Below are 21,692 nucleotides of genomic sequence, written 5' to 3' on the forward strand. Positions count from 1 at the left end.
TCAACCGGCCAGTGGCGCCCGGTCGGCGGCCCGCCCGAACACCATCGCCTCCTCGATGCGGTCGAAGCGGTAGTCGATGGCGTCGGCCAGGTAGTTCTGCCGCACGTTCCACGGCCGCCTGGTTCCCGACTTGGGCAGCGCATGCACCGACCGCAGCACGTAGCCGGCGTTGATGTCCCACGACGGTTTCTCGGTCATCGGCTCGTTGCCGCGGTGCGGGTAGGCGTGCGTGTAGCCGTGAGCGGCCATGTGCGCCAGCAACTTCGCGGTGGCCCGGGCGGTGATGTCGGCGCGCAGGGTCCACGAAGCGTTGGTGTAGCCGACGCACCAGAACAGATTGGGCACGTCTTCGAGCATGTGCGCCTTGTAGACGAAGCGGTCGTTGGTCTTGATCTCGCTGCCGTCCAGGCTGATCGCGGTCCCGCCCAGCGCCTGCAGTTGCAGGCCGGTGGCGGTGACGATGATGTCGGCGTCGAGGTGCCCGCCGGATTTCAGCGCGATGCCGGCTGCGTCGAAATGGTCGATGTGGTCGGTGACCACGTCGGCGCGGCCTGCGGTGATGGCGTTGTACAGGTCGGCGTCGGGTATCAGGCACATCCGCTGGTCCCACGGGTTGTACCGCGGCTTGAAGTGGGTGTCCACGTCGTAGCCGTCGGGCAGGCTGCTGATCGCCTTGCGCCGCAGCAGCCAGCGCACCAACCCCGGCGCCTTGCGGGACAGCGCGAAGAACACCGCCTCGGTGAGCGCGCTGTACATCCGGACGACGAGATGAGCCGGCTTGCGGGGCAGCACTTTCCGCGCGACGGCGGCGACCTTGCCGTACTTCGATGCGGAGATGAGATAGGTGGGCGAGCGTTGCAGCATGGTCACTTTGGCGGCCCGCTCCGACAGCGACGGAAGCAGCGTCACCGCGGTGGCCCCGCTGCCGATCACCACGATTTTCTTGCCGGTGTAGTCGAGGTCTTCCGGCCAGTGCTGGGGGTGCACGACGACGCCGCCGAACGTTTCGATGCCGGGGAAGTCGGGGGTGTACCCCTCGTCGTAGTTGTAGTAACCGCTGCCGAAGAACAGGAATCGGCCGCGGAAGAGCTTCCGCGCCCCGTCCTGCTCGACCGTGACGGTCCAGGTGTCGGTGGACGAGTCCCAGTCGGCTGAGCGCACGTAGCTGTTGAATCGGATGTGCCGATCGATGCCGTACTTGCGCGCCGTGGCGACCAGGTACTCGCGGATGTGGACACCGTCGGCCACGCCCTCCTTGCGGGTCCACGGCTCGAACGGAAAGGACAGCGTGAAGATGCTGCTGTCCGAGCGCACACCGGGGTAGCGGAACAAGTCCCACGTGCCGCCGATCTGCGCGCGCCGCTCCAGGATGGTGTAGCTCAGCTGCGGGTTGCGCTCGCTGATCCGGTAGGCCGCGTCGATGCCGGAGATGCCGGCGCCGACGATGATCACGTCGGAATACTCGGCTTCGCTAGGGGCCATCGTGAACCTCGCTCACATCGTGGGACTGGTCACTACATTAGGCACCCACCGGTTGGCCGGGCCAGAAATCCTCGCGACGGCTCGATGGCGTTACGTGGCTATCGGTAGTTCACGAACTGCAGCGCGACGTCCAGGTCGGCCTGCTTGAGCATCGAGATGACGGCCTGCAGGTCGTCGCGCTTTTTGCTGCTGACGCGGATCTCGTCGCCCTGGATCTGCGTCTTGACGCCCTTGGGTCCCTCGTCGCGGATCAGCTTGGTGATCTTTTTGGCGTGCTCACTGTCGATGCCCTGCTTCAGGGTGCCGCTGACCTTGTAGGTCTTGCCGGACGCCTGCGGTTCGCCCGCGTCGAAGGCCTTCATCGAGATGTCGCGCCGGATGAGCTTCTCCTTGAAGACGTCGACGGCGGCCTTGACGCGTTCCTCGGTGGACGATGTCAGCTCGATAGCCTCATCGCCCTTCCACGCGATCGTGGTGTCGGTGCCGCGGAAGTCGAAGCGGGTGGCCAGCTCCTTGGCGGCCTGATTGAGTGCGTTGTCGACCTCTTGGCGCTCGACTTTGCTGACAATGTCGAACGATGAGTCCGCCATGCGATCCGTCCCTTCATCCGGTGCCGTTTGTGCTTTGTCTACCCCCTCGTTGTAACCTGTCTGGCGGCAGGTTGCCCGAGCGGCCAATGGGAGCGGACTGTAAATCCGTCGCGAAAGCTTCACAGGTTCGAATCCTGTACCTGCCACCACACTTCGTCAGAGCGGCGACGACGCTTTCGGCTCGTCGGCGATTCGCACGTCGCGCCCGGCGCCCGCCGACACGGTGGCGGCCTCGCCGTGCGCCAGGCCGACCGCCGCGACGATCACCAACACCGCCGCCACGGCCAGCACCACCCAATCAAAGCCGTGGGCGTCCAGCGTCTCGCCGAGCACGGTGATGCCCAGGACCGCGCCCACGATGGGCTTGGCGGCGATGATCGTCGGCAACGAGGCTGTCAAAGCGCCTGCGCGGTAAGCGGATTGGTGAAAGATCATCCCGGCCGCCCCGCAGAACACCCAGCCGTACAGCTCGGGCCTGGTCCACAACTGTTCGGGGTTGTGTTCGAGGATGTCGACGACGCCCTTCATCAGCACCGCGAAGACCGCCAGCAACGATCCGGCGACCGCCGCGAGCAACAGCGCGGCCAGCGGACGGTCCGACCAGATCCGGGCGCCCAGCAGTCCCAATAGCAGCGGCGGGGCCATCACCAGGGCCACCACAAGCCAGACGTGGGCCGGCGCGCGTTCCTGACCGCCCACCGGAGCGCCGACCGAGATGACGACCACCAACGCCGCGGTCAGCAACACGGCCCATATCCACTCGCCGCGGGTGACCGGGTGACGGCTCATCCGCGCGTAGATCGGCAGGGCGAACAGCAGCGCGGTCACCTGCAGCGACATCACCAACAGCACGGAGCCCTTGTCCAGGGCCGCGGCGAGCAGGCAGTAGCTGGCGATGTCTCCCAGACCGCCCATCCACCAACGGGTATCGCGCAACAGCATGCCGAACAGCGCCAGGTGGCCGACCGGTTTGTCGGTCACCTCCTGCGCGGATCGCTGACGCACCACGTTGCCGATCGCCGACGCGAGCGCGGCGCACAGGGCGAGGATCGCCGCCATATCAGCCCTCGACATGTCACCAATTTAATCGCGTCACGGCAAACCGCTCGCCGAGAGCGGGAAGGCGGTGCCGGTGAGCTCCTCGGAAAGGTCCCACAGGGCCGTCGCGGTGCCCGCCCGCTTGGCCGGCCAGTGACGCCAGGTCGGCTGGGTGCGGCCATACAGGCCGAAGCGCGGGCCGACGTAGGTGTCGCCCGGCAGGTCCTGTGACACCGCGTACAGCGTCTGCCGGGCGCCGAACTCGGCGTCGGTGGACACGATGCGGTCGACGGCCAAGACCGCCGCGTCGCCCAGCTTTCGGCCGGAGTTGCCCTGCAGGTTCGTGTGCGACCAGCCGGGATGGGCGGCCAGCGCGCGCAGCGGGGAACCGACGGCGTTGAGCCGTCGCTGAAGTTCGCTGGTGAACAGCAGGTTGGCCAGCTTGGATTGGCTGTAGGCCAGCCACGCCGAATATGGGCGCGACCGCCAGTTGAGGTCTTTGAGGCTGATGTAGCCGAAGTGGTGCATCAGCGACGACACCGTCACCACCCGGTCGGTGAGCTTGGGCAGCAGCAGGTTGGTCAACGCGAAGTGGCCGAGGTGATTGGTGCCGATCTGGCCCTCGAAGCCGTCGGCGGTCACCGCGTGCTTGGTCGCCATGATGCCGGCGTTGTTGACCAGCACGTCGACCGTGCCCATCTCGTCGGCGAAGCGCCGCACGGAGCCCAAATCCTGCAGGTCGAGCTGGCGCACCTCGACATCACCGGCCATTCGCTCGGCGGCGGCCTTGCCCTTGTCGGTGTCGCGCACCGCCAGCACGACGCGGGCACCGACCCGCGCCAATTCACGTGCGGTGACCTCGCCCAGGCCGGCGTTGGCCCCGGTGATCACGACGCTACGTCCGGCGAACGAAGGCAACTCCGCTGCGGTCCAACCTGGCATGCAGCCCACCCTAACTACGTGATCTGGCCCATCGGAACGCCGCAGGTATCGTGCGTGGGATGGCCAGCGGAACCTCACCTGGACGCCACGGATGTATCTAGGGGTCATCGTCAATCCGCTCGCGCGCCGGAATCGCCGCGCGCGGGGCGACCGCGTCGCCGAGTTGCGCCGCATCGTCGGCCCGTCGGGCGAGGTGCATGAAACCGCTTCGACCGAGGAGCTCGCCAAGACCCTGGACGAACTCCGTCCGCGGGTCACTCACCTCGTCGCGGACGGGGGGGACGGCGCGCTGCACTGGTTGATCAACGAGATGGAGCGCTGCGAGAGCGATCCGGAACGCTGGCCGGCGTTCGTGCCCACCAACGGGGGCAGCGTCAACGCCGTCGCCCGCAAGGCGGGGGTGCGCGGGCGGCCCGACGCGGTCATCCGCGCGCTGGCGGCGGCCGCGGCGGCCGACCGGCCGCCGCCCGAGATACGCCTGGACACCTTGCGACTCGACGGCGAAACCGCCGACGGCGCCGCGTTTCATCGCCTGTGCTTCGGGCTGGCCGCCGGGGGTGTCGGAAACCGGTTCTACGACATGTATTACGGAAAGCCCGACCACGGGCGCAGCGAAGTCGCGAAGGTGATCGGGCGTTCGTTCCGCGACTACCTCGCGTCCAAGGTCGGCCGCTCGCAGGCTTCCAATTACGCGTCCTTGCTGTTCGCCCCGACGCGCGCCCGAGTCGTCATCGACGGCGAGGAGGTCCCGACGCGGACGCATCGCCTGCTGCACGCCGGTGCCATCGACCTGAGGATCGGTGGGCCGTTCCGGCTTTTCCCGAAGGCCCAGGACCCGGGCGCGCTGCATTTCCAGGCCGGTGAGATAAGGCCCTCGAGGATCGTCGCGCAGCTTCCCGCGGCGCTCACCAACGGGACGGTGCGCGGTCGCCGGGTGCGCGACGTCAACGGGCGCGAGATGGTCATCGAGGCCGAGGGCGAGCCGCTCTCGCCGATCATCGACGGCGAACGGTTCGTCGGCATCACCCGGCTGGTGGCCCGCGCCGGCCCGCTCATCCGCGTCGCCCGGATCGGCTGACTCCGTACGTCAGTAGATCAGCACCGCTGGCCGGCTCGCCCGTTGCGGAAATCGCTGTCCGGCACGAATGGGAAAGCACCGATTCGGCTCGCTTTCGGCCGCGTTATGTCATTTGCGGTGCCGATATGAAATGCGGCCGGAAAACAGGACCGTTGCTCCGGTGATAATTCAGGATAAGCATAATTACGTATGTCAGTATCCACTGGTCTACGGAGCGCAGAAGCGGCTAAACGGCTAGCTAGAAACGATAATAGGAAATACTGATCTACGCGTTTGCGGGTGGGTCACCCCTGATAAGAAGCCGTTGATGTGCCTTGCCTGTGTGGTGAATGTGCAATGCCCAACAAAGCCCACGCACGCTTTGCTTAGTGCCGGCCAGCGGCGTTACATTGGGCGTTACCAATTGATACGAAACTTCTTATCGCGCAATAGTTAACCCGGAAGGGGGTGGCTCCTGCGATGGAGACGCTCATCGATCATCTGCACAAGCGGGAAGCGCTGACACCGGACAAGACCCTCTTCCGGTTCGTCGACGACGAAGGCCGGGAACAGGAGCACTACACCTACCAGACCTTCGCCGAGCGGACGCGTGAACTGGCCGCCTATCTGACGACGGAAGCGGGCCTGCGCCGGGGTGATCGCGCGCTGCTGGTCTACCCGCCCAGTCTGGAGATGGTCGCGGCGTTCTATGCGTGCGCCCGCATCGGGGTGATCGCCGTACCGGTCAGCCCGCCGCTGCCGATGTCGTTCGAGTCGGGGCTGGCCAAACTCGCCTTCATCGCGCGCGACTGCCAAGCCAAGGCGGTGCTGTCGACCAAGCAGTTCGAGTACGACTACCGCCTGCTGCTCAACCACCTCGACGGCGGATCGCCCTGGCCGGACGCCCAACGGCCCCCGGAACTGCCGTGGTTCGGAACCGACGGCACGCAGGAGTTCGGTGGCGCGCCCGTCCCCGACACGCCCGGGCCGGTGCTCTTCCTTCAATACACCTCCGGCTCCACCAGCGACCCCAAGGGCGTGGTGGTCAGCCACGCCAACGTCATCGCCAACGCCTCCGCCTTCGCGGGCGGCGAGGTGCTGGTCAGCTGGCTGCCGCAGCACCACGACATGGGCCTGATCTCCGCCTACCTGTTCATCCTGCTGGTCGGGGGGACCACGCACGCGATGTCGCCGCTGGACTTCCTCAAGCGCCCGTCGTCCTGGCTGCGGCTGATCAGCGACGTGCGCGCCACCCACACGCCGGTGCCCAACTTCGCCCTGGAGCTGTGCCTGCGCGAGGACAAACTGCCCACCTCCGAGCTCGCCGGGATCGACCTGAGCTGCCTGGAGAGCATCGTCGTGGGCGCGGAACCGCTGCGCGCCGGCACATTCACGCGCTTCCGGGAGCGCTTTGCCCCCTACGGCCTTGACCCCAATGCGCTCACCGGCGCCTACGGCATGGCCGAAAACACCCTGATCGTCTCGCTTCGCGGACGCCAGACCCTGGCCCTCAATAAGCGCGCGCTGGAGCAGAATCTCGCCCGGGTCGAAAAGGCTCAGCCCCAGAACAGCAACCAGGCCCCGGTGGTGAGCTGCGGCAAGCCGATCGACGGCAACGTGGTCCGCATCGTCGACCCCGAATCCGGGCGGGCCCTCGGCGAGGGCCGGGTCGGCGAGGTCTGGCTGGACGGGCCGTCCAAGGGCGGCGGCTACTGGAACCGCCCCGAGCTGACCGCCGAGGCCTTCGCGGCCCGCATCCCCGGCGACGACGAGCACACCTACCTGCGCACCGGTGACCTCGGCTTCCTCTACGAGGGCGAGCTGTTCGTCTGCGGCCGCAGCAAGGACCTGATCATCGTCCGCGGCGTCAACTGCTACCCCTCGGACATCGAGGGCATCGTGGAACGGTCGGCGCCGGAGGTCCGCGGCGGCTGCGTCGCCGCCTTCGCGGTGGAGCACGACGAGCAGGAAGCGCTGACCGTGGTGGCCGAGGTCCGCGACGCGCAGGCGCTGCCGGACGGCAAGGCGTTGGCGCGGGCCATCCGCCGGCACGGCCACATCGACCCGCATGCGATCGCGTTCGTGCCGCCGCACAGCATCCCCAAGACCACCTCGGGGAAGATCAGGCGCTCGTCGACGCGGCAGCTCTGGCTGGACGGCAAGCTGCCGGTGCTGTCGGTCTACACGCATCAGCCCCACGACCTGCCGGACGCGGACCGGGGCCCGCTGGACCGGTTCCGCAACCTCATCGAAAGTTATGACCTCACAGGTGAGGAGGACTGCTCCTTCGCGGATCTCGGCATCGACTCGCTGGCACTCGCGGAGCTGCGCTCCGATCTGCAGGCCCTGCTGGAGGAGCACGGCGCCGGGGCGCTGGCCGAGGAGGTCAACACGCGCCTGCTGCAGCGACTGACGGTGGCCGAGTTCTTCGGGCTGATGCGGCAGTTCGGTGAGGGGTCCGGGCGGCCGCTGGACGCGCTGCGCCAGGCGCTGGACCAGATCTCGGCGGAGTACGAGGCCTACGAGATCGCACGGATGCGGGCCGACGCACAGCTGCCCCTGCCGGCGCTGCCGCCGGCGCGGCCGGGCGCGCCCAGCGACGTCCTGCTGACGGGCGCCACCGGGTTCCTGGGGCCGTTCCTGGTCGCCAGCCTGCTGGGCCGGACGTCGTACACCGTCCACGCGCTGATCCGCGCCACGGACTCCGCCCACGGGCTGGACCGGATCGTCGCGTCGCTGCGCAAGGCCCGCCTGTGGTCCCCGGCGCTGGAAGCCGAGGTCCGCAAGCGGGTGCGCGTGGTGTGCGGCGACCTCGCCGAGCCGCACCTGGGCCTCGGCGCGCCGGAATTCCAGCGCCTGGCCGAGGGCGTCGACGTCATCGTCCACAACGGCGCCCTGGTCAACTACGTCCGGACCTACGACGCCCTGCGGCCCGCCAACGTGGCCGGCACGCACGAACTGCTGCGGCTGGCCATGACCGCCCACCGCAAGACCTTCCACCTGGTCTCCAGCACCTTCATCTACGGATGGAGCGTCAAGCCGGTGGTGGGGGAGTCCGACGCCAACCTGGAGATGAACGCCCTGGACTTCGGCTACTCGCAGACGAAGTGGGTCGCCGAGCAGCTGGCCTTCGCCGCCCAGCGCCAGGGCCTCGACGTGCGCATCTTCCGGCCCTCGCTGATCTCACCGACCGGCGCGGGCTTCGGCAGCCAGGACGACATCCTGGTGCGCACCATGGCGTTCATGATCGAGCACGGCGTCGCCGCCAATGCGCTCAACCAGCTCAGCCTGCTGCCGGCGGACCTGATCGCCGACCACATCGTCGCGCTGATGGAGCTGCCGGCCGGCGCGGGCGATGTGTTCAACATGACCGCGGACGACTACTACAACATGACCGACATCACCCGGGTGCTGTCCGAGCGCTACGGCTACCGCTTCGAGTACCACGACATCTCGTCTTTCGCCGCCGAGATGAACCGGCGGTGCACGCCGCGCGACCCGATCTACCCGCTGGTCGACTTCCTCACCCGCTCGGCGGACAAGATCGCCGCGATGCGGGACAAGCGCTACGGCAACACCCAATACCAGCGTGCGCGCGCTTTGGCCGACGTCCGGCTGCGGGAACCGGCGCTGACCGAGACGGTCGACAATCTCGTCCGGTTCTTGCGCAGTGAGCGCCTGATCACCGAGGCTGAGGCCGAGGAGCAACGCAGCGCCTGACCCGCGCGACAACCAAGCAAGGGGGTCACCATGTTCACCGTCGACGACCAGGCGACCGGCCCGCATGACGCCTCGCTCGACCACGAGCGGATCGTCCTGCAGGCGCGCGACGTCGACTTCGACTGGGCGGCGCTGCCGTTCTACTACGTGCCCAACGAGCCCTTCACCACCCACTTCTGCAACGTCTTGCACCTGCTGCTGCCCGCCGGCGAGGAGTTCATCGTCGACGCGTTCAAGAACACGCTGCCGCTGATCAAGGACGATCAGCTGCGGCTGGACGTGCAGGGCTTCATCAGCCAGGAGGCCATGCACTCCCAGGCCCATTCGGGGGTGCTGGACCACTTCGCGGCCAAGGGCATCGACGTCACGCCCTTCACCGACCAGATGGCCTGGCTGTTCTCCCAACTCATCGGCGGCCGGCCGGGGTGGGGTTGGCGGCGACGGCAGAGCTGGCTGCTCGAGCGGGTATCGATGGTGGCGGCTCTCGAGCACTACACGGCCATCCTGGGCGAATGGATCCTCGACACCCCGCAACACGACGCGTTGGGCACCGACCCGGTGATGCTGGACCTGCTGCGCTGGCATGGCGCGGAAGAGGTCGAACACAAGGCGGTCGCGTTCGACACCATGAAGCATCTGCGCGCCGGGTACTGGCGGCAGGTGCGCACCCAGCTGCTGGTGACCCCGGCGCTGCTGTGGTTGTTCATCCGCGGCGTGCGGTTCATGTACTCGGTCGACCCGCACCTGCCGCCCGGCGCCAAACCGCGCTGGCGCGACTACTTCAGCGCGGCGCGCCGGGGCCTGGTGCCCGGGCCGTTCCAGTTCCTGCGGGTCATCGGCGCCTACTACACGCCGAGTTTCCACCCGTCCAAACTGGGCGGGGTGGGCCGCGCGGTCGACTACCTGGCCCGCTCGCCGGCGGCGCGCGCGGCGCACTGAGAGCCGGACATGGCAGAGATGACTCACTCCCGCACCGTGGTCGCCTCCGACGGCGTATCCCTCGCCGTCCACGCCTACGCGGAGATCGACCGCCGGCGCCCCACCGTTCTGGCCATTCACGGCTACCCCGACAACCACCACGTGTGGGACGGCGTCGCCGACGCACTGGGCGGCCGCTTCAACGTCGTGGCCTACGACGTGCGCGGGACCGGTGAATCCTCCAAGCCGGCGAGGCGGGCGGGATACCGCCTGCCCCAACTGGTTTCGGATATCGGCGCGGTGATCGACAGCCTCGGCGCGGGCCGGGTGCACCTGGTGGCCCACGACTGGGGTTCCATCCAGGCCTGGGCGGCGGTCACCGACGACGCGGTGATGCGTAAGGTCGCCTCGTTCACGTCGATCTCGGGCCCGCACCTGAACTACGCGGGCAGGTTCCTGCGGTCCGCGCGCACGCCCCGCGGCGTGTTCGACGTGCTCAAGCAGGCGCTGGCGTCGTCGTACATCTGGTTCTTCCTCTGCCCGGGGGTGCCGGAGCTGGCGATCTGGTCCCGGGCCAGCGTGGCCGTCTTCGCCGCTGTTGAACTCATCGGCCGCCCACGCGGCGCCGGCCGGGCGCGCGCGGCGACCACCCGCTCGACCCGCGACTACGTCAACGGGCTCAACCTGTACCGCGCCAACATGCCGGGACCGTTCCTGGCCCCGGGAAAGGAGCTGCCGCAGACGGCCGTCCCGGTGCAGGTGCTGGTGGCGCGCAGGGACTATTTCGTCTCGCCGCCCCTGCAGCGGTTCACCGGCGCGATACCGCCGAACGGCAGGGTCGTCGACATCGACGGCGGGCACTGGGTGGTGTCCTCCCATCCCGAGGTCATCGCCCGGCTCACCGCCGAGTGGATCAACCAGGTCGCCGGCACCGACATCCGACAGGCATAGGACATTCGCTGTGGCACATGCGATTTGGAGCAGCAGACCGGCCGACCTGTACGGTCGCCGCAAGCGCGATCGCCTCTACACGGCGTTGTGGGGAGTGGGCACCCTGTTCGGCGGTCTGGCGTCGGCGTCGCGGTGGAATCCATCGCGGGTCGTGCCGGTGCATCGGACCAACACCGCGGTGGTCACCAAGCGAGAACTTCTCACCCCGGACGTGGTCGCGTTGACGCTCGCCGACGCGCAAGGCGGATTGCTGCCGACGTGGACTCCCGGCGCGCACATCGACATCCGGCTGGCGTCGGGCCGCCGCCGCCAGTACTCGCTGTGCGGTCCGCCCGGGCGGCGCACCGACTACCGCATCGCGGTGCGACGGATCGCCGACGGCGGCGGCGGCTCGATCGAAATGCACGACACCTTCGACGTGGGGGCCAGGGTCGAATTCGAAGGTCCCCGCAACGCGTTCTATCTCGTCACCGACGAGCGGGAGGTGTTGTTCGTGATCGGCGGCATCGGCGTGACACCGATCCTGCCCATGATCTCACTCGCCCAGCAGCGCGGAATCGACTGGCGCGCAGTGTATGTCGGGCGCAGCCGGGAGTACATGCCGCTGCTCGACGAGGTGCTGGCAATGGCGCCCGGGCGGGTCACCGTCTGGGCCGACGACGAGCGTGGCCGCATCGCCACCGTCGAGGAGCTGCTTGCCGACGCCGGGCCGACGACGGCCGTCTACGTGTGCGGCCCGGCCGGAATGCTCGAAGCGGTGCGCACGGCGCGAGATCGACACGCCGACGCTCCGCTGCACTACGAAAGGTTCGGGCCGCCGCCCGTCGTCGACGGCACCCCCTTCGAGCTGGAGCTCGCCCGTTCGGGGCGGGTGCTCAGCGTGCCGGCGAACCGCTCGGCGCTTGACGTCATGCTCGACGGCGACCCGACCACCGCGTACTCGTGCCAGCAAGGCTTCTGTGGCACCTGCAAGGTGAAAGTGCTTGCCGGACAGGTCGATCGGCGCGGCCGCGCCAGCGAGGGCGACGGCGAGATGCTGGTCTGCGTCTCGCGCGCCCACGGCGATCGGCTGGTGATCGACGCCTAGAAACGCGGAAGCGGGCGCGGCCGGAGCTAAACGCCGTGTTGTTCGCTGTGGTGCGCGGGATAGGCGTGGACGAGCGCGCTGTTGAGCCTGGGCACGGCGTGCGTCAGTTCGTGTTCGGCGTCATGGGCGATGCGGTGGGCGTCCTCGAGGCTGGTGCCGGGATCGATGTCGAGTTCGGCGTCGGCGTGCAGCTGGTGCCCGATCCAGCGCATCCGGATGCTTCGCACGCTACGGACGCCGGGCCGGGCGGCAAGGCATGCTTCGGCGGTGTCGACCAGCTTGGGGTCCACCGCGTCCATCAGCCGGCGGAAGATCTCCCGCACGGCGCGGTAGAGCACCGCGACAATCGCCACCGTGATGAGCATGCCCACGACCGGGTCCGCGACCGGGTAGCCCAGAGCGACGCCGATCGCCCCGAAAAGCACTGCCAGCGAGGTGAATCCGTCGGTGCGGGCGTGTAGGCCGTCGGCGACGAGGGCGGCCGAGCCGATTCGGCGGCCGACCCGGATGCGGTAGGTTGCGACGCCCTCGTTTCCGAGGAAGCCGATCACGCCGGCGGCGGCGACCCAGGCGACGTGCTCGACGGCAACGGGGTGGATGAGCCGCAGCACGGCTTCGTACCCGGCGATGATCGCCGACAGGGCGATCATGCCGATGACGAACAAACCGGCGATGTCTTCGGCGCGCCCGTAGCCGTACGTGTATCGCCGGTTTGCCGCGCGCCGGCCCAGCGAGAACGCGATCCAGAGCGGGACCGCGGTGAGCGCGTCCGAGAAGTTGTGAATGGTGTCGGCGGCCAGCGCGATCGACCCGGAGATGACGGCGACGACCACCTGGATGGCGGCGGTGGCCGCCAGGCCGACGAGGCTGACCTTGACCGCCCGGATGCCGACCGCGCTGGATTCCAGGGCGGTGTCGACACTGTCGGCGGCGTCGTGGCTGTGCGGGACGAACAGGTGGGCAACGAGGCCGCGAAGTCCGTGGGCATGCGGGTGACCAGGCCCATGGTGGTGGTCGTGGTCGTGCCCGCCGGGGGTGCTCATCTGGGCACTGGCCGCTTACCTGCATGCATACGCAGATAATAAATCACTCAGCTCGCGCCCGACAACCTGACGGTGATCTCGGCACCGCCTTCCGCGTGATTCTCGGCGGTGACCGTGCCATGGTTGCGCCGCGTGAGGGCGTCGACGATGGCCAATCCGAGGCCGGTGCCGCCGGCGGTCCGCGCGTTGTCTGCGCGGGTGAATCGGTTGAAAGCGTGGGGGAGGAAATCGGGCGGAAATCCCGGACCGTGGTCGCCGACGTGGATCTCGACGCCGTCGGCGGTCGCCTGGGCGCGGACGGTGATCGGCGGGGCTCCGTGCTGGGCGGCGTTGTCGATGAGGTTGTCGACGATCCGGTCCAGGTCGTCTGGCTGGACGCGGACATGTTGGCCTGCGGGGCAGTCAATCTCAAGCTGGGCGCCTAGGCTGTGGCGGTAGCGCTCGCCGATGCCGGCCAGGATCCCACCGAGGTCGATGGTCGGCGGGTCGGCCCGTCTGCCGGTGTCTGCGACCGCGAGCAGGTCGCGCGCCAATCGGGACAGCCGAGTGGTTTCGTGCAGGGCCGAGTGCATTGCGGCGACCAATTCGGGATTGCTTCGTGGGCGCCGTAGTGCGAGTTCGAGTTCGGTCGTCAGCAGGCTCAGCGGGGTGCGCAGTTCGTGGCCCGCATCGGTGACGAATTGACGTTCCCGCTCCAAGGCGACCTGCAGCCGCTGCAGGAGCTCATTGAAAGTCGTTCCCAGGTCTCGGATCTCATCACGGGCCGGCGGGACGGGCAGTCGGGCGTCCGCGTCGGTCGCGCTGATGCCTGCGGCACGGACGCGCATGCGTTCGACCGGTCGAAGGGCGGCCGCTGCCAGCAGGTAGGCGCCGACGGCGGTGGCCAACAGAAGGAGCGGGAAACTGACGGCGAGCTCGTTGCGCAGATCCGCGACCGCGGCGTCCCGGTCGGCCAGGCTTTGGGCCGCGACGACGACGCGTCCACCGGCCGCCGGGCCCGCGGCCAGCCGCACCGGCCCGTGCAGGTTGCCGAGCCGCGGCTGATCGGTTACCAGTTTCCCTCGCTGGGCGGTCCCCAACTGGGAGGGTGACAGCGCGGTCTGCCCGCCCAGATTGGAGGTCGCGGCGAGCACGTGGCCCCCGGGGGCGACGATCTGCTGTGCGGTGTCGGGATCGCCTCCGGCCAGCAACGGATCGTCATCCGCTGCGATCGGGCGGAGGTTGGCCAGCTGAGTGGACAGGGACTCGGTGATCGCCGCGTCGAGCGATTCTTTGGTGTGGGCAACGGTGAGGGTCGCCACGACCAACAGCACCAGCCCCGTCACGGCGGTGAACGCGGCGGTGAGCCTGATCCGAATCGGCCAGCGTCGAATCATCTGCCCGTTTTCTCGGGCACACCGCCGTCGGTGCGCATTCGGTAGCCGATCCCGCGGACGGTTTCGATGGAGCGCAGCCCGAACGGCCGGTCAATCTTGTCGCGTAGCGCGCGGATGTGGACGTCGATGACATTGGAACGTGATTCGTAGGCGAAGTCCCAGCAGTGCTCCATCAACAGGTCTCGGCTAAGTACCGCGCCGGGCCGACGCAGCAGCAGCTGCAGTAATCCGAATTCCTTGGTGGTCAAGGAAATCTCAACTTCGCCGCGCCAGCATCGGTGGCTGGCGGGGTCGGCACGCAGCGATCCGGCGGTCAATACCGTTGGTCGTGGTGTGGGCCCGCGGCGGATGAGTGATCGCAGCCGGGCGAAGAGTTCGTCGAGGTGAAACGGTTTGGTGAGGTAGTCGTCGGCGCCGCCATCAAGACCGGCGACCCGGTCTGTGACCGCCCCGCGGGCGGTGAGCATCAGCACCGGTACCCACTTCTGCCGGTTGCGCCATTTCCGGCAGATATCGAAGCCGGACATGCCTGGCAGCATCACATCCAGCACCACCGCGTCGTAGTCATAGGCCATCGCGGCCTGGTAGCCGCTGGGGCCGTCGGCGGCGATGTCGACGGCGTAGCCGTCTTCGATCAGACCGCGGCGCAGCAGGTCGGCCATCTTGGGCTCGTCTTCGACCACCAGCACTCGCACCGTTGCCACCACCCTCTCTGCACTCGGAGGTGCCACCAGGCCCACACCCATCATCGTCTCTATTTGAGGTAAAGCAGGTGTAGTTGGCGTTGATGAAGCTGCGATGAGGAAAGCGGCGCTGGACGCGACATCGATCGGGCCGGCCATCCCGGCGCCGACGGTGCAGCCGCCGGTCGACATCGATGTCGCTATTGGGGCGTCGATGACGCGGTCACCCTGGCGAAGGCGTTGCGCCCGGCGCTCGACGCCACCGATCTGCGGGCGGCGTAGAGCCGGCCCAAGCCACGAGGTTTGACTGACGCGATCGGCTGATCACCATGGCTGGTGCTCGGCGACAACGTTATTCGTCCTCCCGGTCAGTCATTATCCGGGGCTTCAGTCCCTACGAAGTGGAAGCCTTGATCTAGGTGAACTTCGACCTGAGTGCCGTCGGGTTTGGTGACGACTACCCCGTAATACGCGGCGCCCTCGTTGGTTTCCTTTTCGACCTTCCCGGCTTTGCCCGGAATGGCTTGCACCGCCGCGGCGCGGGCCTGATCGGCGGGCGGCCCGGTGATCTCCTGGTCGTCGGCGGCGGCGACGCCGACGCCAATGGCCGCTAGGACGGTGGCACTGGCCACGCCGATGCCGATTTTCGTTCTGGCCCTCATCGATTCGTCCCTTCTCGTCTTGACCTGATCATGGAAGCGACGCTAGCGCCAGCACATGAAGCCAGGATGAATGTGCTCGAAGTCGTTTGCCCGCATGCATGTCTTCGTGCTGAGTCGGGCATGCAGGCTTTGAACTTGGCGACGCAATGACCGCCGAGGTGGAGGATTCGGACCTGCGAGCGGCGGCATCGCCTCGATGGTGATCGCCATGGCCCGTTGCCCGCTCGGTCCGCCGGGTTGCGGGCGTCGCGCTCAGCTGGGCCGACGGTTCAACGGCGCAGGTACGCCCCGACAAGGAATCTATTCATCCGGAACCTTGCCGGCCGGTCGTTACGAGGACGATGATCGTGACTGACGGCTAAGGAGGCTCTGTCATGATGCTCAATAGATTCGCCGCCTGGACCGGGTGGTTTGCCACACTCCTTGCGTTCGCGGCGCTGCCGATGGCCCTCTTCGCGGCGGGCACCGGCCACCCGGGTTGGGCGATGGTGGCGGCCGCCGCCCTGCTGTCCTGCGTCGGCGTCGGGGCCGGCGTGGTCGGGGCGGTCGTGCATTACGACCACCGGCATCACCGAAGCACGCCTCACCTCTTCTAGCGACGAGACGCCTCGAGGCCGGCCGAGAGCCCGGCGCGGTCGGCCTAGCAGTTGATATGAGGAATGCAACCCGTGTCGCCTCCGGGGCCGTTGAAGCCCCTCGTGGGCTGACTGGCCGCGGGTGCTCCTGGACCGGCAGTGGTCGGGGGCGCCGGTGCAACGGTGGACGTCGGGGTTGCAATCGATGTGGTCGTGGTGCTGGGTGATTCGCTGCCGAAGGCTGCCGCCAGGGTCAGCACTGCCGCACCGCTGGACAGCGCGATCGCCGTCATCGCTCGAGATTTCATCACAGTCTCCGCTCTCGATTTGTGCGTACCACCCATTTGACGTCGTTATACCCCTACGGGGTAGGGCCATAGGTCCTCTGCGTTGCCGGGCGGCCTCGCGTCAGGGTCGGGCAGGTGATGAGTCGCCTCGATGGGCCTGCAGTCGAGAGAGGCCGTCGCGGATTCCCCCGGCGATCTGACCGGTGACGTCAGGACCGAGGCCCGGTGGTGGCTGGCAATAGCAGCTCAGATTGCCGAATGGGTTCGGGTCGGCACTGGCCCCCGGCGCGAGGTCAATGCCCAAGCCGAGGGCGATGGTTGCACTGGCGCAGAGGATCGAAATCGCAGGGAAATTAATCACTATGGCCTGGGGCTGGCATCGATGACGGTCTGCCTAGGCAGGGTTGAGGCCTTTTCTTTGCAGGCGACTAGTCGTTACACGTGCACGCGGGGTGGCCGCAGGCGCAGCCGCCGGCCTGGGTGCAGGCGGAGTCGCCACAGGTGCATCCGGTGGATTTGCAGTGGCAGGTGTCTGTCTCGTTCATGCCCGGAACCATACCCCCGTAGGGTAACTATGGCAAGCGTGTTCAGGCTGTGCCGCGCGAGCACGTGCCCCGAATTGCGTGCCCTGACCTGTGCTTGTGCCAGCTGAGCATCCGGAAGCAGTTCAGTGGCTTGCGATGTCGTGGGAGGGGGTCTTTGAATTCCCGAGTGCCCTCACCGTCCGCAACGCGCCCGCGGCAAGCAGGGTCTGCTGGGAACCGCGAAGCTCCGCCGCGAGGTCGTGCTCTAACGCCGGAACCTCCACCCCTCGGCGGCGCAGCTGCCGGTCCAGCGCGGCGATGAACAGGCCCTCGCCCTTGCGGCGGCACCCGAGCACGGCGCGCTCGTTCATGACGTCGCGGGTGAGGGCGGCGGCCGGGCAGGATGCGACCACCTCGAGCGATGCCCGCATGTCCAAGGTCGTGGTGACCCCACACGATGGCGAGGCGCCGATTCCGACCATGCCCGCGACGGTGATCCCGGACCGCTCGTAGTCGGCGACGTCGCGCGCGACCCGCCGCGCCAGCCGCCGGTAGACCAGGCGGGTCCAGGCGACGAATCCGCGCAGCAACGGACCGCGCAGCGGGTACAGCAGTCCGCCCTTGGAGTGGTACAGGTGCAGGCTGTGCGGCTTGAGGGTCCCGCCCCAGGCCAGCCGCTCCGGGCACGGCAGCTGGTGAATGCCGTAACCCTCGCTGATGAGCTCCTCGACCGACTCCGACACCGCACCCGGTCGGGTGGCGCCGCCGGCGTAACGCGTGTTCTCGTTCAGCAGACAGTGCGACACGAGGACAATCCGCCGACCGCGCTCATCGCGCAGCTGGTCGAGCAGCAGCTGCGCTTGGGACGGTGTCCGTCTACGGCGCATGGTCGACACGTTATCTCGGCTCGTCCGGTGCGGAGCAGTTTCGGCCGCCACCCGCCCTGATCGATCGGCGGAGGTGAGCCGCCCGGGCGAAAACAGCGCCGCCAGGCGATGCAAACACAGGACTTCCGCCCCTTGGCCTGACGCGGCACCGAAAACTACCGTCGGCGTTATAGCGAGACGATCGACACATCGACTGCGAGGTTCACCATGTATCAGGCGAAGTGGTTCCAGGTTGTGGTCTGCACTGCCGCGCTGCTGGTGACCGCATGCTCGAGTCACCCGGCGCCACCGGCATCGTCATCCCTGGCCGATTCCACCCGATCAAATGCGTTGTCAGCCATGCACGGTGAGGCGCTCGCCCATGCGAAGTATCTGGCTTATGCGACTCAGGCGCAGCAGGCCGGGCGGGCGCAGGCCGCGCAGGACTTCACCAACGCCGCCCAGACCGAGCACATGGATCACTTTGCCCGCGAGGCCGATCTGGTCGGGCTGGGCAGAGACATCGCGGCCAACCTGCGCGACGCGATCAACGGCGAGACCACCGAGACCAACTCCATGTATCCGGGCTTCGCCAAGCAGGCCACCGCTGACAACGATCCGGCCGCGGCATCCGCCTTCAGCGAAATCGGCACCGACGAGGCAGCCCACCTCAAGGACTTCCAGGCCGCACTGAACGCGGTGAGCAACCCTGGCGGTGGCGCGTCGGTTCCGGCCGGCGCACCGCCGGCACCGGCGGCCATCACGGCCGGGCCCCCGCGGTCGTCCGGGGCCACGCTGGCGAACCTGCGCACAGCGATGCAGGGCGAGGCGTTCGCCTACGCGAAATACATGCGCTACGCCGATCAGGCACGACGAGACGGTAACTCGGCGGTGGCGCAACTCTTTACCAACGCCGCAAACTTTGAGTTGAACGAGCATTTCGCGATGCTGGCCACGCTGGCCGGGTTGGTGGCCACCGACACCAACGCAAACCTGCAAGACGCGATCAACGGTGAGCAGCACGAGGCCGATGTCATGTATCCCGACTATGCCCGCCAAGCCGATCAGGCGGGAAACCCTCAGGCCGCCAACCTGTTCCGGGAAATCGCCGGCGACGAGAAGATCCACCAGCAGACCTTTCAGAAGGCGCTGACTGCGTCATGACCCTGGCGGAGGCAGGAGCCGGCGCGGCCCTGTCCGGGCTAACAGCCCAGGAGGCCGCGCGTCGGCTCGCCGCCGACGGACCCAATGAGCTCGCGGCCCAGATGCGGCGGAACCTGCTGCAGGAAGCCTGGGATGTCGTACGCCAGCCCATGCTGCTCCTGCTCCTCGGTGCCGGCCTGGTGAACTTCCTGGTGGCCGAGCCGCTGGACGGCATCATGCTGTTGGGTTTCGTCGTCGTGGTCATCACGATTTCGATCTATCAGGAGCACAGAACTGAACGGGCGCTGGCCGCGCTGCGTGACCTGTCGTCGCCCCGGGCGCTCGTCGTACGGGACGGGACGCAGGTACGCATTGCCGGCCGCGACGTTGTGCGCGGCGATGTGGTCCTTCTCGCCGAGGGGGACCGGGTCCCCGCTGACGCCGTCCTCCTTGAATGCGCGAACTTTTCGGTTGACGAGGCAGCGCTGACGGGCGAATCCGTGCCGGTGCGGAAGGCGTCGATCGAGCCGCCGGCGATGTCGGCGGCCATGGGTCGACCCGGTGGGGACACGACGCCGTGGGTCTTTTCGGGAACCCTGGTGGTCAAGGGCCACGGCGTTGCGGTGGTCAGGGAAACCGGCGCAGGAACCGAGCTGGGAAAGATCGGAACGGCGCTGCGCACGATAGAGCCGGAGCGCACTGCGCTGCAACGGGAAATCGACCGCCTCGTAGGAATTCTCGCCGTTTTCGGTCTTGCCGTCGCGGTCGTCGTCGTGATTGTTTACGGGCTGACACGAGGCAATTGGCTTACGGGTGTGCTCGCGGGCATCGCGACCGCGATGGCGCTGCTGCCGGAGGAGTTTCCGGTGGTTCTGACGGTGTTTCTGGCGCTGGGCGCCTGGCGAATGTCGCGTAAGCAGGTCCTCACTCGGCGTCCCCCGGTGATCGAAACGCTGGGATCGGCGACGGTCCTGTGCGTCGACAAAACGGGCACCCTGACGCTGAACCGAATGACCGTGTGCCAGCTCATCGTTGACGGGCATGCTCATACCCTTGGCGAGGATCCGCTACCCGAGGCGTTTCACACCATCGCGGAGTTTGCCGTGCTGGCCTCGCCCGTTGATCCGTTCGATCCGATGGACAAAGCGTTCAGGGAACTTGGCGAGAAGTACCTGTCCGGAACCGAACACGTCCACGCCGCGTGGGAACTGGTGCGCGAATATCCGCTCTCGGAAAGGTTGTTGGCGCTGTCGCACGTCTGGCGCTCGCCCGACGGCGGCAAGTTCGTCATCGCCGCCAAGGGCGCACCCGAGGCGATCGCTGACCTGTGCCACTTCACCGCCGACCAGCTCGCCGCACTGACCGCCGATGTGGAGCGCGCCACCGCCGGCGGCCAACGGGTCCTCGCGGTGGCGTGCGCCCGCTTCGACGACCACACCGCATTGCCGGCCGAGCAGCACGACTTCGAATTCGAATTCCTCGGGCTGGCTGGTCTTAATGACCCGGTGCGCCCGGGCGTGGCCGGTGCGGTCGCTGAATGCCGGCGCGCCGGCGTCCGCACGATCATGATCACCGGCGACTATCCCGGCACCGCACTGGCGATCGCCCGCGACATCGGCTTAGACCATGCCGCCGGCTGCATCACCGGCCGGGATCTCGAAGTGATGTCGGATGATGAGCTGGCTCGCCGCATCCGATCCGTCAGTGTTTTCGCCCGAATGGTGCCAGAGCAGAAGCTCCAACTCGTCCGCGCCCTGCAAGCCAACGGTGAAGTGGTCGGAATGACCGGTGACGGCGTCAATGACGCTCCGGCGTTGCGCGCGGCCAACATCGGCATCGCAATGGGGGCGCATGGCACCGACGTCGCCCGCGAGTCCGCTGGGCTCGTCATCACCGACGACGACTTCACGTCGATCGTTGGTGGAGTGCGGCAGGGCCGCGGCATCTTCGACAATTTGCGGAAAGCGATGGCCTATGTGATCGCCGTGCACATCCCGATCGTTGGCATGTCGCTCATCCCGGTTTTCGTCGCCGGCTGGCCCCTCGTGCTGCTGCCCGTCCAGATCGCATTCCTCGAACTCATCATCGATCCTGCGTGCTCGGTGGTGTTCGAAGCCGAGGAGACCGACCCTAAGATCATGGAATCGTCGCCGCGCGGGCCGAACGAGCGGATGTTCGGTGCACGCGTATTGACAATTGCCGCTCTGCAAGGGCTTTCGGTGCTCGCCGCTACCCTCGGCGTTTTCCTGTGGGCAGCGCTCAACGATCGCCCCGACAATGTCGTCCGCTCGGTGACGTTCGTCGCGCTCGTCGTCGGCAATCTCGCGTTGATTCTGGTGAATCGGTCATGGCGGCTTCCGATCTGGCGAACGTTCCGGGAGCGGCGCAACCGCGCCCTGAAGTGGATACTCGCCGCGGCGGCTTCGCTGCTCGTCATGGTGCTGGTGGTTCCCGGACTGCGCCGCGCCTTCAACTTCGGCCCGATCACACCGCGGGACTGGATCATCGCCGTCGCGGCCGGCGTCATCGGGGTCGCGTGGTTCGAGATCTACAAGACCGCCGCAGCGCGGCGCTAGCACCCGGTGGCAGCGACCGTGCCCAGAGTTGTGCCCAACCCCGGCTATTCGATTGCCGGTCAGACGGTGATCGTCCACCGCTTACGCCGGCGGCATCGGCATCTGCATGGACGTTCATGAGGGGCCAAAGTCATCAAAGGCCGCTCCTTTCGATTCTGGTTATGCACGAGTC

18 protein-coding genes, 1 tRNA gene and 1 pseudogene are annotated in these 21,692 nt (G+C 67.6%); 11 read left to right on the plus strand and 9 right to left on the minus strand.

What is annotated here, in order from left to right:
• Complete coding sequence (locus G6N51_RS22620) at nt 1–1,482, minus strand: flavin-containing monooxygenase (RefSeq protein ID WP_083171672.1); 1,482 nt, start codon at nt 1,480–1,482, stop codon at nt 1–3.
• A gap of 98 nt (nt 1,483–1,580) precedes the next feature.
• Nucleotides 1,581–2,072 (minus strand): YajQ family cyclic di-GMP-binding protein, encoded by a 492-nt coding sequence (locus tag G6N51_RS22625; RefSeq protein ID WP_083171671.1) that lies wholly within the window; start codon nt 2,070–2,072, stop codon nt 1,581–1,583.
• Nucleotides 2,073–2,137: 65 nt separating this feature from the next.
• Between G6N51_RS22625 and G6N51_RS22630 the strand changes: the two genes are divergently transcribed.
• Nucleotides 2,138–2,221: transfer RNA gene (locus tag G6N51_RS22630), tRNA-Tyr, on the plus strand.
• A 7-nt stretch (nt 2,222–2,228) separates the two neighbouring features.
• On the opposite strand, the gene G6N51_RS22635 is transcribed toward G6N51_RS22630, so the two are convergent.
• A complete protein-coding gene (locus G6N51_RS22635) occupies nt 2,229–3,146 on the minus strand; it encodes a DMT family transporter (protein ID WP_083171670.1) in 918 nt (305 codons plus the stop codon).
• An 18-nt stretch (nt 3,147–3,164) separates the two neighbouring features.
• Complete coding sequence (locus G6N51_RS22640; protein WP_083171669.1) at nt 3,165–4,052, minus strand: oxidoreductase; 888 nt, start codon at nt 4,050–4,052, stop codon at nt 3,165–3,167.
• A gap of 91 nt (nt 4,053–4,143) precedes the next feature.
• Between G6N51_RS22640 and G6N51_RS22645 the strand changes: the two genes are divergently transcribed.
• From G6N51_RS22645 to G6N51_RS22665, 5 genes are all read left to right on the plus strand, one after another.
• Entirely contained in the window at nt 4,144–5,130 is a 987-nt protein-coding gene (locus G6N51_RS22645) for a diacylglycerol/lipid kinase family protein (RefSeq protein WP_083171668.1), read from the plus strand.
• Between the two features lie 459 nt (nt 5,131–5,589).
• Nucleotides 5,590–8,829, plus strand: coding sequence for a thioester reductase domain-containing protein (locus G6N51_RS22650; RefSeq protein ID WP_083171667.1), 3,240 nt, complete (start codon nt 5,590–5,592; stop codon nt 8,827–8,829).
• 30 nt (nt 8,830–8,859) lie between these two features.
• Nucleotides 8,860–9,768, plus strand: coding sequence for a metal-dependent hydrolase (locus tag G6N51_RS22655; protein WP_083171666.1), 909 nt, complete (start codon nt 8,860–8,862; stop codon nt 9,766–9,768).
• A gap of 9 nt (nt 9,769–9,777) precedes the next feature.
• Nucleotides 9,778–10,698: an alpha/beta fold hydrolase gene (locus tag G6N51_RS22660; protein ID WP_372510077.1), complete on the plus strand. Its 921-nt coding sequence runs from the start codon at nt 9,778–9,780 to the stop codon at nt 10,696–10,698.
• Between the two features lie 10 nt (nt 10,699–10,708).
• Nucleotides 10,709–11,785: a PDR/VanB family oxidoreductase gene (locus G6N51_RS22665; protein ID WP_083171665.1), complete on the plus strand. Its 1,077-nt coding sequence runs from the start codon at nt 10,709–10,711 to the stop codon at nt 11,783–11,785.
• A 26-nt stretch (nt 11,786–11,811) separates the two neighbouring features.
• On the opposite strand, the gene G6N51_RS22670 is transcribed toward G6N51_RS22665, so the two are convergent.
• From G6N51_RS22670 to G6N51_RS22680, 3 genes are read right to left on the minus strand one after another with little or no spacing between them, the layout of a single operon-like run.
• On the minus strand, nt 11,812–12,828 hold the full coding sequence (locus G6N51_RS22670) for a cation diffusion facilitator family transporter (RefSeq protein WP_083171664.1): 1,017 nt from the start codon (nt 12,826–12,828) through the stop codon (nt 11,812–11,814).
• A gap of 47 nt (nt 12,829–12,875) precedes the next feature.
• Nucleotides 12,876–14,204 carry an ATP-binding protein gene (locus tag G6N51_RS29495; protein ID WP_083171663.1) on the minus strand — a complete coding sequence of 443 codons (1,329 nt, stop codon included), beginning with the start codon at nt 14,202–14,204 and terminating at the stop codon, nt 12,876–12,878.
• The gene (locus G6N51_RS22680; protein ID WP_306460839.1) at nt 14,201–14,908 is read right to left on the minus strand and encodes a response regulator transcription factor; all 708 of its coding nucleotides are present in this window, start codon (nt 14,906–14,908) and stop codon (nt 14,201–14,203) included. The genes G6N51_RS29495 and G6N51_RS22680 overlap by 4 nt, the downstream gene beginning before the upstream one ends.
• A 100-nt stretch (nt 14,909–15,008) precedes the next feature.
• Here G6N51_RS22680 and G6N51_RS29720 point away from each other — a divergent pair.
• Nucleotides 15,009–15,089 (plus strand): annotated as a pseudogene (locus G6N51_RS29720) (hypothetical protein); the annotation flags it as partial.
• Nucleotides 15,090–15,255: 166 nt separating this feature from the next.
• Here G6N51_RS29720 and G6N51_RS22685 read toward each other — a convergent pair.
• Nucleotides 15,256–15,549 carry a PepSY domain-containing protein gene (locus G6N51_RS22685; protein ID WP_276055277.1) on the minus strand — a complete coding sequence of 98 codons (294 nt, stop codon included), beginning with the start codon at nt 15,547–15,549 and terminating at the stop codon, nt 15,256–15,258.
• Nucleotides 15,550–15,923: 374 nt separating this feature from the next.
• Here G6N51_RS22685 and G6N51_RS22690 point away from each other — a divergent pair, with 374 nt between their 5' ends.
• Entirely contained in the window at nt 15,924–16,145 is a 222-nt protein-coding gene (locus G6N51_RS22690) for a hypothetical protein (RefSeq protein ID WP_083171660.1), read from the plus strand.
• A 162-nt stretch (nt 16,146–16,307) separates the two neighbouring features.
• On the plus strand, nt 16,308–16,472 hold the full coding sequence (locus tag G6N51_RS22695; RefSeq protein WP_158086211.1) for a hypothetical protein: 165 nt from the start codon (nt 16,308–16,310) through the stop codon (nt 16,470–16,472).
• Between the two features lie 606 nt (nt 16,473–17,078).
• Here G6N51_RS22695 and G6N51_RS22700 read toward each other — a convergent pair.
• The gene (locus G6N51_RS22700) at nt 17,079–17,822 is read right to left on the minus strand and encodes a 2-thiouracil desulfurase family protein (RefSeq protein WP_083171658.1); all 744 of its coding nucleotides are present in this window, start codon (nt 17,820–17,822) and stop codon (nt 17,079–17,081) included.
• A gap of 207 nt (nt 17,823–18,029) precedes the next feature.
• Here G6N51_RS22700 and G6N51_RS28970 point away from each other — a divergent pair, with 207 nt between their 5' ends.
• Both G6N51_RS28970 and G6N51_RS22710 read left to right on the plus strand, forming a co-directional pair.
• On the plus strand, nt 18,030–18,965 hold the full coding sequence (locus tag G6N51_RS28970) for a ferritin family protein (protein ID WP_197747126.1): 936 nt from the start codon (nt 18,030–18,032) through the stop codon (nt 18,963–18,965).
• Entirely contained in the window at nt 18,962–21,520 is a 2,559-nt protein-coding gene (locus G6N51_RS22710) for a cation-translocating P-type ATPase (RefSeq protein ID WP_083171657.1), read from the plus strand. The genes G6N51_RS28970 and G6N51_RS22710 overlap by 4 nt, the downstream gene beginning before the upstream one ends.
• Nucleotides 21,521–21,692 lie beyond the last annotated feature (172 nt).

Origin of the sequence: Mycobacterium paraseoulense (assembly GCF_010731655.1) — a bacterium.
GTDB lineage: Bacteria > Actinomycetota > Actinomycetes > Mycobacteriales > Mycobacteriaceae > Mycobacterium > Mycobacterium paraseoulense.